This window comes from Amycolatopsis sp. NPDC059235, from assembly GCF_042754125.1.
In the GTDB taxonomy this organism is placed as follows: Bacteria; Actinomycetota; Actinomycetes; order Mycobacteriales; family Pseudonocardiaceae; genus Amycolatopsis; species Amycolatopsis albidoflava.
Genome location: NZ_JBHZAG010000075.1, coordinates 12,731 through 25,965 on the forward strand (window position 1 = coordinate 12,731; position 13,235 = coordinate 25,965).

Genomic DNA, 13,235 nt, shown 5'->3' on the forward strand with positions numbered 1-13,235 from the left:
CGTGGTGTAGCGCCGATCACACTCTCCGGACGACGGGCGCGGCAAGGGTTGCAGCGAGTTGCACGCGCCCGGTGCATGGAAACATCGGCGCAGGTCACCTATGCTGGGCGGCTAACGCGACGGTGCGGGAGGTGACTGTGGTGGTGCACAGTGCGGTGCCTCCGGGCCGCAACCTGCCCACCCACGCCCGCGACCTCGTCCGGATGCACGAGGCCGTCATCGGCGGCAGCCGCCCGGCCACGGCGCCCCGGCCGCTCGTCTCGCGTTCCTGGTCCCGCGTGCTGAGCCTCGGCCTCACCGCCGACGGGATGAACGCCCGCGATTCGGTGCCCGGCGACGAGGTCGAACGCCGCAGGCACGGCTCGCCGCTGCGGCACGTCATCGAAGACCTCCGCCAGGTCGTCGGAGCGACCTCCGATTCGGCGCACATGCTCCTGGTAGTCACCGACGCCGACGGCATCATCCTGTGGCGCGAAGGCTCGTCCGCCGTCCGGCGCAAAGCGGACACGCTGGGCTTCATCGAAGGCTCCGAATGGACCGAATCCCGCGTCGGCACCAACGCGATCGGCACCGCCCTCGCCGAAGCCGCGCCCATCGAACTGCTCGCCGGCGAACACTTCGAGCAGAACCAGCACCCGTGGTACTGCACCGCCTCGCCGATCCACGACCCCCGCACCGGCGAACTGCTCGGCGTCATCGACATCAGCGGCCCCGCCTTGACCCTTCACCCGGCAATCGGCGCCCTGGTCGAAACCGGCAAGCGGCTGGCCGAATCGGAACTCTGGCGCACGCACCGCCAACGCCTCGAACGACTGCGCCAAATGGCTGAACCTGTCCTGTCCTCCGGCCCCGCTTTGGTCGTCGACGAGGACGGCTGGGTCGCGCACAGCGTCGGCGTCTCCGCGGGCGAACGCATCGCCGCCCCTCAAACCGGCCAAGTCGTAGCCGTCCCCGGCCTCGGAGCCTGCCTCCCCGAACCCATCGCCGACGGCTGGCTGGTCCGCCCCGCCGACACGGCCCGCAGCGTCCGGCTCGACCTGGACCTCACGCCCGCTCCCCTGCTCAGCCTCCAAGCTGGCGACACCGGCTGGCGCCGCCCGATCACCAAACGACACGCGGAAATCCTGGTCCGCCTGGAGAAGGCCGGCCGCGACGGCCTGTCCGCGGTCGCGCTGAGCCACGCCCTCTACGGCGACGCCGAGCATCTGGTCACCGTCCGCGCCGAAGTGTCGCGCCTGCGCCGCCTGCTGGGCGCCATCGTCGACACCCGCCCCTACCGCCTGGCCGAAGGCGTGCGCATGACTGTCCACGCAGGACAGTGACCAGCGCCGTCCCCGAAACCAGGCCCCCTGTGCGGCGTCGCCGGGGCGTCCGCTAATGTTTACGACACGTTGCACAGCAGCAAGCGCGATTAGCTCAGCGGGAGAGCGCTTCCCTGACACGGAAGAGGTCACTGGTTCAATCCCAGTATCGCGCACTCCAGTCCACCCCAGGCTGGTGCGTTGCACAACGGGCGATTAGCTCAGGGGGAGAGCGCTTCGTTCACACCGAAGAGGTCACTGGTTCGATCCCAGTATCGCCCACAGTGTGGTTGTTCTGGTCACCCGGCCTGTCGATGATCTTCGTCGGCAGGCCGTTCGTGATTTCGGGGAGCACGGTCTCCTGACGGCTAGCGAGGTGGCTCGTGTCCGCTGTGTTCATCGTCGATCCTCCCGGCAAGCGCGACCCGGGATTTCTTGACTGGAACCCTTCCCGCGGCATGCTCCTGCGGGTTCTCGGGTTCATCGCAGGCGAGGTCGAGGATCAGGCCTTGGCCGCGGACCTGCGCGAGTTCGTGGCCAAGGGCTATGCGTTCATCGCCCTGAGCAGCTACAGCGCCGAGCAGGGTGCCGAGATCATGAAGGTGATCCGGGAGAAGCTGCCGGCCGCCGTCGAAGAATGGCATCCGGGCCACGAGGGCGCCCGCCAGCACATCGCGGAGCTGATCGAACTGGTCGAGGAAGCCGAAGCCGCTCCCTCGGCTTGACCGAAACCAGGCAGCGATGGGAACTTCGACCACGCCGCCCGGTCGACACGATCGGCCTGCACGCCCAGCAGATCCAGAATCTCACGGACTTCATCCAGTCCTGCGTCTTCATCCCGAGGTGACCCATGTCCGCTGATTTCATCGTCGATCCGCCGGGGAAGGCCGATCTCGAGTTCCTCGACTGGATGCCGAGCCGCGGCCTGCTGCGCCGCGTCCTCAAGTTCGTCGCGGACGAAGTCGAGGACGAGGCGCTGGCCGCGGCCCTGCGCGAGTTCGTGGCCGGGGGCTATGCGTTCTTCTCGCTCGGCGTCTACTCCGCGGAGCACGCCGGGGAGATCATGAAGGTGATCCGGGAGAAGCTGCCGACCGCCGTCGAAGAATGGTTTCCGGGCGACGAAGCCGTTAGGGAGAACATCGCCGAACTCGTCGAGATGGTCGAGGAAGCAGAAGCCGCTCCCTCGGCTTGACCGAAACGATGCGCGATCTCGCCGGGATGCGGGCTAGGGCATGGCAGATTTGGCGCGGTTCGCGGCGGTGTTCCGGATCTTCTTGGTACGCCCGTGCTCAGCCAGCAATCCCAGCACCTGCCGCGAAGCGGAGAAATCAGCCAGCCGCCGCTGCATCCAGTCGCTCGCCGAGGCGAGGTCGGCGACCTCCGGGACCCGGCCGTTTTCGGTCTCCAGCCACAATTCCCAATCCCGTACCCGCTGCCGGACGAATTCGCGGTCCTTCTCCGGCGCCAGCCGGTCCGCCTCCGCCACGATTCCCGCCGCCGGGCGCCGGAACTCGGCCGGGTCGGCGGTCTCCCCCGCGACGTGGTCGACCAGCTCCACCACCGCTGTCTTGGCCGTCAGCGGTTCCGGATCCCGCACCAGCACCGCGGCCAGTTCCCGGGGATCCGGCGCGACGGCCGCCGCGATGACGCGACGGTAGGCGGCGGAGCGGACGTGCTCGTCCGCGACCGCCGCGTCGACCTCGACGTCGGTCAGCCCGGCCTTCTCGAACAACGCGGTCAGATCGGCTCGCAACGTCGTCACTTCGTACATCCCTTTGCGGCCTGCTTCCGCTCTTCCTCGGCCTTTTCGTCCGCCTGGTTTCGCCTGCCGAGCTTGCGGACAGCCTTCCGTACCTCTTTTTTGTATTCTCCCACCACGGCCCGCTGCTTGCCGGAAAGCTCCGGCTGGCCGTCGATCGGATGGCCGTTCGGCCCGATCCGCACCTCCCGGCCCCCGCCTCCGGTGACGTGGGCGTGCGCGGGCTTGTCGACGTCGTACTCGTGCACCACGATGCGCACGCCGTTCTTGCTGACGTCGAGCAGCGAAAGACCGAGCGGGTCGAGCCAGGTCAGCGGGTTGGGCACGTAGCTGTGCGGCCAGTACCCGCCGGCGAGGCCCACCGGGTCGGCGCTGAAATAGCGAGCGGTTTCCGGGTCGTAGTACCGGAAATAGTTATAGTTGAGCCCGGATTCGGGATCGGCGTACTGGCCGGGGAAGCGCAGCGGCGTCGTCGTCGTCGCCGCCGTGCGCGATCGGCTTGCCCCACACCGTGTTCTGCCCGAACCACGCGACTGCCCCGTGCTCGTCCAGCAATTCGGTCGGCGCGCCGACGAGGTCGGTGACGATCGCGTAGAACCGCTCGTCGGTGCTCCGTCGCTCCACCTGCACGAGCGGCCGGTGCGAGGACGGGTCGTAGTCCCAGGTCAGCGACTGCCCGGCGGTGGTCTGCTCGGCGAGCGTCGTGCCGTCCCAGACGAAATCGACCCGCTCGGCGACCTGGCCGCCGACGTGCCGTTCCTTCGCGATCCGCCTGCCCAGCGCGTCGTAGCGGTAGCGCCAGCCGGTCTGATCCGGGGTGACCAGGCCGACCAGCTGGTCGTCGGCATTCCAGTCGTACTGCCACACTTCGGCGCCGCGCTGCTTGCGCACCACCCTGCCCTGCGCGTCGTATTGATAGCGCAGCGCGCCCGCGTCGTGCAGCAAAGTCCCGGTGCTGCGCCAAGCCTCAGCGCCTTCGCCGGCGAGGTTGCCCGCCTCGTCGTAGGCGTACTGCTCGGACCAGCGCTCGCCGCGCACCCGCGTGACCCGGCCGAATCCGTCGAGGTCGAACTGGCGCGCGCCGTGGATCCGGTCGGTCATGGCGACGACGCCGCCGTCCGGCCGGTAGCGGAACGTCCGGTGCTGCACCTGCCGCGCCGGGTCGTCGCCTCCACCGAGCACGGACTGCCCGACCAGCCGGTCCGACTGGTCCCACGACTGGGCGAGCCGCACGCCGGACGGAGCCGTCCGGACAGTTTCCCGGCCCGCCGCGTCATACCCGAAGCTCAGCATCCGGCTGCCGTTGCGCAGCGAGACCGGCGACCCGGCGGCGTCGTACTCCCACGTCGTCACGGTGCCGCTCGGCGTCCGCCGCCGGACGCAGCGACCGAGCGCGTCGAACTCCGACTCGACCGTCCGGCCGTTCACCGTCTCGGCCCGCACGCGGCCGAGCACATCTCTCGTCAGCTCGACGGTCGAATCCCGGTTCGCCGCCGACACCAGCCGGCCCGCCCGGTCGTACGCGAAGCGCTGGGTGTCGGTCGACGATCGCGCCGCCACGATGTTGCCGCGGGCATCGCGTTCGTAGGTGATGCTTTGCCCGGCTCCGTTGGTCTTCCCGGCGAGCCGGCCGGCCGCGTCGCGCGCGTAGGTCGTCACGCGTCCGTTGAAATCCGTCTCCCGGAAGAGGAAACCCGCCGCGTCGTACTCGTAGCGCCAGACCGAGCCCTGTGCGTTGGTGACCGAGGTCAGGTTCAGCTCGGTGTCGTAGCCGAAGTCGATCCGGCCGCCGTCCGCGCCGATCTGCGCGGCAGGCAGGTCGAAATGGGTCGTGGCGACCGACAACAGCGGGCTCTCGCCCACGGAGTACTCGGCGAAGTTGCCCTCCGGGTCGTGCCGCCAGCGCTCGACCGTCCCGTCCGCGCGAGTCCGGGCCAGCGGCTTTCCCTCCACCGTCCACCAGGTCCGGACGGTGTGGCCCAGCGGATCCGTTTCCGCGGTGATCCGGCCGAACTCGTCCCGCGCGATCCGCGTGGTCCGGCCGAGCGGGTCGGTCAGCGCCACCGGCAGGCCGCGCGCGTCGGTCTCGACGCGACGGACGTTGCCCAGCGCGTCGGTTTCGGCCCGCAGGTGGCCGGATTCGTTGTACTCGTACCGGGTCGCCGCGCCCGCCGGGTCGGTTTCCTCGACGATATTGCCGCGCTCGTCGCGCCGGTAGGTCCACTGTGCACCGTCGGCGTCGACCACCGCGACCGGCAGGCCGTGCTCGTCGCAGACCGTGCTGGTGACGCTGCCGTCCGGATGGATGGTCCGGACAGGTTCTTCGGTCCGGCCGTACTCGTGCCGCGTGGTGTGCCCCAGCGGATCGGTTTCCGCGGTGATCCTGCCGAAGCTGTCCCGTTCGAACGCGGTGGTCGCGCCGAGCGGGTCGGTCTGGCGCACCAATTGCCATTCGGCGTCGAACTGGAAAACGCTGACCGCGCCGAGCGAATTGCGGTAGGTCGTGACCCGGTTCCGGGCGTCGTAGCCGATCGAGCAGGCGAGCGCGCCGCCGCTGCCGTCGGTCCGGACGACCTGGCCCGCCTCGTTGTAGTGGTAGGTGTACCAATGCCCGTTGCGGTCGGTCCACGTGGTGACCCGGCCCGCCCGGTCGTACTCGAACCGCAGGGCTCGTCCGGAGGAGTTGCCGACCGCCGTCAGTCTGCCCTCGGTGTCGTACTGGTAGCTGGCCAGCGGAATGTCGCCGCCGGACGCGCGGGCCAGGCTCAATCCCACGATGCGGCCGGCCACCGTTTCGACCGCGACGCGGTAGCCGCCGGAGTGCTCGATCGAAGTCGGGAAGCCGTCGGCGTCCCGGGCGATGGTGACGCTATTCCCGTTGCGGTCGGCGATCGCGGAAAGCAGAACCCGTTGCGGAGCCACGTTTTCCGGCGCGGCGCGGAAATGCCGGACCAGCCCGTCGGCCGGGCTGGTGACGGTGAACTCGGTGGCCGACAGCGCACGCAACGGCCAGCGGACGCCGTGCGAAGGAACGACCGGCGAGCCGTCCGCGGCGGGCAACGGGTAGGTCAGGGTGACCCCGTCCTCGCCCACGTAGCTGACGCCCTTCTCGTCCAGCTCGACTCTTTGGTCCACTGTGGACGCCCAAGACGAGCCGAAGGAACGGCCGAGCCGGTAACTCGACAGGTGAGTCCGGCGCAGCACCAGCGGCAGCACGCCGGGCAGCTCGACATCCGTCTGGGACATCAGCATTTCGCCGGTCGCGAGGTCGACCGGGTCGCCGCCGGTGCACTTCCCGTCGTTGGGCCGCCCGTCCTTCGCCGGATCGGTGCTGTCGCGGGCGTTGGGCTCCCCCGGCTCTCCCGGTTTCCCCGACCCGTCGTGCGGGCCGCCGCCTCCGGGTTCCGCGCCGCTGGGCGCGGTTCCGTCGTCCGGCGGATGCGCTCCGTCGCCGTGCGACGGCTTGCCCGCCGGGGTGTGCGGCTCGTCCGCGGACGAGACATGGGTCGCGTCGCCGCCCTCGCCCGGCTTGCCGTGGAGGTCGGACAGCACCTTCTTGATCGAGCCGAAGATCTCTTCGAGCTTCGACATCATCGGCCGCAGCTTCTCGACCGAGGTGATCAGCTTCTTGATCAGCGCGCCGATCTTCTCGATCCACGCCGACACCTGCTCGACCACCTGCGCCACCACGACCGGCGTGCCGAGCCCGAGCGAGAAAACCTCTTCCAGCGCGTCCTGGATGAAGTCGCCGACCGCCTGGGTGATCATGTCCCGGACGAGGCAGCGCACCGCGGCGGTGACCACGCCGACGATCTCCACCACCGTGCCGATCGTGTTCGCGCACGTCGCGGCGGCGTTGATGTGGTCGATCTTCTTCTTCAGGTTGTCCCGGTACGCGTCCGCGCCGCCGCCCCGCCAGTTCGCGGTGTCCTTCCGCACGGTCTCGGCCAGGTCCTTCGCCGCCTGCTGCGTCGCGGCGCCGACGTTCTTCCAGGTCTGCGAGTACGCCGCGATCTGGTCGCCGTCGCCCGCCAGCTGGTTCAGCGCGTCCTGCAACGGCTTGACGTGCTCGATCAGCCAGTTCAGCCCGTAGGAGATCAGCGTGCCGACCGGATTCATCGCGATGGTCAGCATGTCCAGGCCCGCGCCGAGCGCGGAGATGCCGCCCTCGATCCAGGAACCGGACTGCACGCCGTCGTACACGCCCGCGGCATCGTCGAGAACGCTGATCCCGGAATGCCAGGTCGTCGAATCCTGCCGCTGCGCCACCAGCGGATTGCTCATGAAAGCTTCTTCCCCAGTTTGTCGATGGCCTGCGCGTGGTTCTGCTCCGCGGTCTGATAGGTCGTGACCGCCGTGTTCACCGCGCCGGAGACCTCGCTCATCGCCTCGGACGCGAGCCCGAGCGTGGCGAGGCCGGGTGCGCTCACCGCGAGCACGATCGGCACGAACAACGGGCCGCAGATCATGCCGTAGGCCTGCACGCCCATGGTCACCTGTTCGGCCGCGGACAGCGCCTGCCCCAGCGTGTTGCCGACCTGTTCGACCGCCTTCGCGTGCGTGGCCAGTTCGTCCGGATGGACCTGGTAGCCGCCGGAACCGTTGTCTGCCATCGTCCCCCCGCGCTCATCCCCGTGTCATGAACGATTGGCCGAAGTCGTCGTCCCCGTCGCCGGGATCGGCCGCCTGACGGCGGACCGGAGGCGGTTTCGGCGCCGGCGCGCCCGCTTCCTCTTCGAGTGCGCCGAGCTTGACCTGGTTCCCCGGATCCGGCGATTCCGGTTCGTCCGGTTCGGGTTCAGGGAACCTGGCCCGGTAATTGCCGACGATCGTGTCCACCGTCGCCTGGTCGTCGCCGATCGTGGCGGCCATGACCTCGCCCAGCCGTTCCGGGAGCCGCGACTGCGCGCGCCGCAGGACGCCGAGCACCGCGGCCGCGATCCGGTCGCCGGAGAGCTCCCGGATCCGGTCCGAGACGCGCAGATCGGTGACGTTGCCCGACGAATCGACCGTGACGGTGACCAGGCCGTCCTTGCCGCTCTCGGTCACCGAGACCTGCCCGGCCGCGGCTTGCATCGCCTGGTATCGCTCGGCTTTCGCTTTCGCCTGCGCGACCATCTGGTCGATCCGCGCGGCGGGGCCGGGCCCGTTCGGCGACGGATCGCTCATGGTGTGTGCTCCTTCTTCCGTCCGGGCCGGGCGGAACCCCCAGGTTCCAGGCCGTCCGCCAGGAAAGCACATCCCGGCCCGCTCAGTCGAAGTGCTTATGCGGCAAGAAGGAACAATGCCTTTTTTGTCCGGAAACCCGTTTCCGGCGCGCGCCCGGCGCACCACGCACTGTCGCGGACAGTGCCGGGACGATCACCGGATCCACCGTCGCCAAGATCACCAAAAATCCGCGCCGGACCACGGCAAACCGCCCCCGGACGGAGTATTCACCCGCGCGCCAGATCCGGGACACTCAACTCGTTCATGCTCTCCCCCGGGCGAGCGGCGGCCGGTAACTCCGGGCAAGGCGCTGTCTCGCCGCGGACACGTGGAGGAACGCAACATGGCGGGTACGAGTCGCCGGAATTTTCTCGGCATGGCAGGCGCTTCGCTGGCCGGCGCGGCGGCAGGCGGGCTGCTGCCGGGATCGATCGGGAAGGCTCTCGCGGTCGAACCGGCCCGCCGGTCGGGCACCATCGAGGACGTCGAGCACGTCGTCGTGCTCATGCAGGAGAACCGGTCCTTCGACCACTACTTCGGCACCATGCGCGGCGTGCGCGGCTACGGCGACCCCCGGCCGCACCTGCTGCCCAACGGGCGGCCGGTGTTCTACCAGCCGCCGGCGAAGGTCCGCACCTCCGGCTACAACGGGCGCGGGCTGCCGAACGACGCCGAGTACGTCCTGCCGTTCCCGCTCGACGCGCTGCGCACCAGCGAGCACATCGCCGGCACGCACCACGGCTGGGGCAGTGGCGAACCGCTCTGGAACGGCGGGCGTTACGACGGCTGGGTGAACGAAAAGCAGGACGTGTTCACCATGACGTATCAGCAGCGGTCCGAGCTGCCGTATCACTACGCGCTCGCCGAAGCGTTCACCATCTGCGACGCCTACCACTGCTCCGTCCCGGCGGACACCGCGCCGAACCGGATCCTCCTGTGGTCCGGCACGATCGACACGCAGAACCGCCTCGGCAGCAAGCAGAACGGGCCTGGCCTCTGGGAGCGGCCGGACACCAACGGCTACAGCTGGACGACCTACCCCGAGCGCCTGCAGCAAGCCGGCGTGAGCTGGAAGCTTTACCAGGGCGGCAGCGGCATTCCCGGCCAGCCGACGGACAACTACACCGACAACAGCCTCGAGTTCTTCGCGAAGTACCACCGCCAGGAAGGCGCGTCCGGGCCGCTGGTCGAGCAGGGCGTTTCGACGCACACGCTCAAGGAGTTCCGCGCCGACGTGCAGGCCGGGACGCTGCCGCAGGTCACCTGGATCGTCCCGCCGTACCAGTACAGCGAGCACGCCGCCGCGTCCGCCAGCGACGGCGCGTACTACCTGAACCTCGTCCTCGACGCGCTCGTCTCCAACCCCGAGGTGTGGAGCAAGACCGTCTTCTTCATCAACTACGACGAGAACGACGGCCTGTTCGACCACGTCGTCCCGCCGATGCCGCCGCTGGTCAACCGGCCCGGCACGGACGGCCTCGTTTCGCGCTCGCTCGCGGCGAGCCTCCCCGACGAGACCCTCGACTTCGACAAGCTCCCGAAGGGCACCGGCGGCGGACCGGCCGGCGTCCCGCTGACCGGCAAGCACCCGGCGGGGCTCGGCTCCCGCGTGCCGATGCTCGTCGTGTCGCCGTGGTCGCGCGGCGGCTGGGTCTGCTCGGAAACCTTCGACCACACCTCGGTGCTGCGCTTCCTCGAGGCCCGGTTCGGCGTGGCAGAGCCGAACATCAGCGCGTGGCGCCGTTCCGTCTGCGGCGACCTCACCTCGGCGTTCGACTTCTCCCGCCCGCAGACCAAACCGGTCGCGACGCCGACGCCGACCCCGCTGCCGAGCAAGAACCAGCCGTTCTCGGTGAAGCTGCCGCAGACCATGCCGACGCAGGAGCCGGGCGTCCGCCCCGCGCGGGCGCTGCCGTACCGGTTCACCTCGCAGCTCGCCGGAAAGCGCGACGGCCGCTCGATTTCGGTGCAGTTCACCAACGACGGCACCGCGGGCGCGTACTTCTACGTCTACGCGCACGGCGATTCGCCCCGCCGCTACACGGTCGCCGCGCACGACACCGTCAGCGACATCTGGGAAGGCGCGCCGGGCACCGACGAGCACGGCAACTACGACCTTCGCGTGACCGGCGCGAACGGTTACCTCGCCCAGTTCACCGGCACCACCGCGGACACCTCCGAACCCGAGGTTTCGGTGTCCACCAACAATTACGGCGCCCCGCTGCTGACGCTGACCGTCACGAACCCGGGCCGCCAGCGCCGGAAACTGAAGCTGCGCAACGACTACAGCCGCGGCGCCGCCCGGACGATCGTGCTCGGCCCGGGCGAAACCCGGCGGGTGCCGTGCGAAACGGCGTCCGCGTTCGGCTGGTTCGACATCTCGGTGACCGACCCCGCCGCGCCGGGCTACCTGCGCCGGTTCGCCGGGCACAACGAGACCGGCCGTCCGAGCTTCAGCGACCCCGGTCCGCGACGGTAATCCCCTCGGAAGACCACTAAAGAGAACGGAAACGCCCGGCCGGGTGGACCCTGCCGGGCGTTTCCGCGTCCCGCTTGCTTCATCGATTCAGCCATGCCACTCTCGCCTCATGCGGATCGGCATGCTGGCCGGCGACCTCGACTGCCCCGGATCGAACGCGGTGGTCCGGGCCTTCGCTCGCAAGGGCATTCAGGTGTACGGCTGGGAAATCGTCGCGATTCGCGACGGGTGGGCGGGGCTGCGGGAGAACCGCGCCGTGCCGATCGGGCCTCGCGAAATCGACGAGACGCTGACCCGCGACCGTCCGCTGCTCAGCTCGTCGCGCGGCCCGGTCAAGCCGGGCGACTCGCTGCACGGCCTCGACGCGCTGGTCGTGCTCGGCGGGGAGGACGCCGTTGCCGGAGCGGCGAAACTCGCCGCCGACGGGGTCCAGGTCGTCGTCGTTCCCGCGACCATCCGCAATGACGTCATGGCGACCGACGCGACCTTCGGCTTCGACACCGCGGTGCAGGTCGCCGCCGACGCGCTCGACCGGTGCCGCACCACGGCCGAATCGCACGAGCGCGCGCTGGTCGTCGAGGTCTCCGGCCGCGATTCCGGCTGGATCGCCCTGCACGCCGGGCTGGCGGGCGGCGCGGACGTGATCGTCGGGCCGGAGCGCCCGTTCGACCTGAGCCAGGTGCTGGCGCGGGTGACGCGGCGGTTCGAGCGAGGCCGGGCGCCGATCGTCGTGCTCGCCGAAGGCGCGCTCCCGGACGGGATCCCGGTGCCGAACGGCGTCGCGACCTGGCTGTCCGAGGAGATTTCGCGGCACACCGGCAAAGAGGCCCGCGCGGTCGCGGTGAGCCAGGACGGCGGACGGCCGACCGCGGCCGACCGCGAACTGGGCACCCGGTTCGGCCTGCGCGCGGCGGACGCGGTGCACGCGGGCGAGTCCGGCGTCATGGTCGCGCTGCGCGGCACCGATCTCGGCACCGTCCCGCTGGCCGCGGCCGCTGGACGGAAGACGGTCTCCCCCGCGCGGTACCGCGAAGTCGAGGCGCTGCTCGGCTGACGTCTGCCCACTGTGGACGCACCAGGCTAAAGTCCGGCCATGAAGCGCGCATCGGTGGCCGAGGGTCTCGACCTCTACCTGCCCGTCTCCACGACCCGCCCCGCGCACGCGCTCGAAACCGCCCTGCGTGCGGCGGTGGTCGACGGCCGGCTTCCGGTCGGCACCCGGCTGCCCGCCTCGCGCGCGCTCGCCACGGACCTCGGCATCGCCCGCAGCACCGTTTCCGAGGTCTACTCCCGGCTCGCCGCCGAAGGCTGGCTGGAGAGCCGCGTCGGAGCCGGGACCTGGATCGCCGGCTTCCCTCGACAGGCGCAACCAGTTGCGGCCCAACGACAATCGCCGCCGGAGTACGAGCTTCGCGGCGGCCTCGCGGACGCTGGCGATTTCCCGCGCAGCCAATGGAGCGCGCAAACCCGGCGTGCGCTGGCGGAAATGCCGGTCTCCGCGTTCGCCTACGCGCCGCCAGAAGGAGCGACCGAACTCCGCGACACCCTCGCCGGGTACCTCGCCCGGACTCGCGGCGTGGCGGTCACCGCGGCGGAAGTCCTCATCGGCAGCGGCTTCGGCGACCTGCTTTCGTTGACCTGCCGCAGCATTCGCGCCCGCGGCGGCAAGCGGATCGCCGTCGAGGAGTTCGGGCACGAACGGCACCGGCGCATCATCGCCGAATCCGGGCTGGAGATCGTCGCGATCCCGGTCGACTCCGACGGCGCCGACCTCGCGGACACCCAGGCGGACGCCGTCTTCCTCACTCCGGCACACCAATTCCCCACCGGAGTGCCGCTGTCCCCGGAACGGCGCCGGGCCGCGATCGAATGGGCGAACTCCCGCGACGCGCTGATCCTGGAGGACGACTACGACGGCGAGTTCCGCTACGACCGCCGCAGCATCGGCGCGCTCCAAGCCCTCGCGCCGGACCGGGTCGTCTACCTGGGCACGTCGAGCAAGGCCCTCGCCCCGGCGGTCGGCGTCGCGTGGGCGGTGGCCCCGCCCGAGCTTCTCCCCGAGTTGCTCCGGCAGCGCAACCTCAGCGGCGTCACGCCCAGCGGCCTGCACCAGCAGGTCCTCGCCCGCTTCCTCGACTCCCACGAGTACGACCGCGCCGTCCGCCGACGCCGGGCCACCTTCCGGACCCGCCGTGAACTGTTCGCCCGACTCCTCGCCGAACGCACCCCGGAGCTGCGGCCAGGCGGTCTGGCCGCCGGTCTCCAATGCCTGGTCGAACTCCCGGACGCGGCCGCCGAAGAACGCACGCTCGCCGCCGCCCGCCAGTTCGGCGTCGCCCTCGAAGGACTTGCCGACTATCGCGCGCCCGGCGGCGATCCGGACCGCGCCGGGGTCGTCATCGGCTACGGCGCGGTGTCGTCCGCCCGAGCCGCCCGCGCCCTCGCCCTGGCCGCCGACGCACTGGCAAATGGACTGAGTTCCTAGCGA

General features: G+C 70.2%; 11 protein-coding genes and 2 tRNA genes. 8 read left to right on the forward strand and 5 right to left on the reverse strand.

Annotated features, from left to right (window positions below):
- Positions 1-131 precede the first annotated feature (131 nt).
- The 5 genes from ACFXI3_RS35360 to ACFXI3_RS35380 all read left to right on the forward strand — a co-directional run bounded on the left by ACFXI3_RS35360 (position 132) and on the right by ACFXI3_RS35380 (position 2,493).
- On the forward strand, positions 132-1,322 hold the full coding sequence (locus tag ACFXI3_RS35360; RefSeq protein WP_378405528.1) for a transcriptional regulator: 1,191 nt from the start codon (positions 132-134) through the stop codon (positions 1,320-1,322).
- 83 nt (positions 1,323-1,405) lie between these two features.
- A tRNA-Val gene (locus ACFXI3_RS35365) sits at positions 1,406-1,477 on the forward strand.
- Between the two features lie 34 nt (positions 1,478-1,511).
- Positions 1,512-1,583, forward strand: a tRNA-Val gene (locus tag ACFXI3_RS35370).
- 101 nt (positions 1,584-1,684) lie between these two features.
- Positions 1,685-2,026, forward strand: a complete 342-nt coding sequence (locus ACFXI3_RS35375) for a hypothetical protein (RefSeq protein WP_378405530.1) — start codon at positions 1,685-1,687, stop codon at positions 2,024-2,026.
- A gap of 125 nt (positions 2,027-2,151) precedes the next feature.
- A complete protein-coding gene (locus ACFXI3_RS35380) occupies positions 2,152-2,493 on the forward strand; it encodes a hypothetical protein (protein WP_378405532.1) in 342 nt (113 codons plus the stop codon).
- Between the two features lie 33 nt (positions 2,494-2,526).
- Here ACFXI3_RS35380 and ACFXI3_RS35385 read toward each other — a convergent pair whose 3' ends face one another.
- The 5 genes from ACFXI3_RS35385 to ACFXI3_RS35405 are packed head-to-tail and all read right to left on the reverse strand — an operon-like array spanning position 2,527 to position 8,229.
- Complete coding sequence (locus ACFXI3_RS35385) at positions 2,527-3,072, reverse strand: hypothetical protein (protein ID WP_378405534.1); 546 nt, start codon at positions 3,070-3,072, stop codon at positions 2,527-2,529.
- A complete protein-coding gene (locus ACFXI3_RS35390) occupies positions 3,060-3,524 on the reverse strand; it encodes an RHS repeat-associated core domain-containing protein (protein WP_378405571.1) in 465 nt (154 codons plus the stop codon). Before ACFXI3_RS35390 ends, ACFXI3_RS35385 begins: the two co-directional genes overlap by 13 nt.
- On the reverse strand, positions 3,475-7,344 hold the full coding sequence (locus ACFXI3_RS35395) for a DUF6531 domain-containing protein (protein ID WP_378405536.1): 3,870 nt from the start codon (positions 7,342-7,344) through the stop codon (positions 3,475-3,477). Before ACFXI3_RS35395 ends, ACFXI3_RS35390 begins: the two co-directional genes overlap by 50 nt.
- The gene (locus ACFXI3_RS35400; RefSeq protein ID WP_378405537.1) at positions 7,341-7,673 is read right to left on the reverse strand and encodes a type VII secretion target; all 333 of its coding nucleotides are present in this window, start codon (positions 7,671-7,673) and stop codon (positions 7,341-7,343) included. The genes ACFXI3_RS35395 and ACFXI3_RS35400 overlap by 4 nt, the downstream gene beginning before the upstream one ends.
- A gap of 13 nt (positions 7,674-7,686) precedes the next feature.
- Positions 7,687-8,229 carry a YbaB/EbfC family nucleoid-associated protein gene (locus ACFXI3_RS35405; RefSeq protein ID WP_378405538.1) on the reverse strand — a complete coding sequence of 181 codons (543 nt, stop codon included), beginning with the start codon at positions 8,227-8,229 and terminating at the stop codon, positions 7,687-7,689.
- Positions 8,230-8,611: 382 nt separating this feature from the next.
- On the opposite strand from ACFXI3_RS35405, the gene ACFXI3_RS35410 reads away from it, so the two are divergent.
- The 3 genes from ACFXI3_RS35410 (at position 8,612) to ACFXI3_RS35420 (ending at position 13,232) form a co-directional block, all read left to right on the forward strand.
- Positions 8,612-10,747, forward strand: a complete 2,136-nt coding sequence (locus tag ACFXI3_RS35410) for a phosphocholine-specific phospholipase C (protein ID WP_344283014.1) — start codon at positions 8,612-8,614, stop codon at positions 10,745-10,747.
- A 109-nt stretch (positions 10,748-10,856) separates the two neighbouring features.
- Positions 10,857-11,801: an ATP-dependent 6-phosphofructokinase gene (locus ACFXI3_RS35415; RefSeq protein WP_378405540.1), complete on the forward strand. Its 945-nt coding sequence runs from the start codon at positions 10,857-10,859 to the stop codon at positions 11,799-11,801.
- 39 nt (positions 11,802-11,840) lie between these two features.
- Positions 11,841-13,232: a PLP-dependent aminotransferase family protein gene (locus ACFXI3_RS35420; protein ID WP_378405542.1), complete on the forward strand. Its 1,392-nt coding sequence runs from the start codon at positions 11,841-11,843 to the stop codon at positions 13,230-13,232.
- Positions 13,233-13,235: the final 3 nt, after the last annotated feature.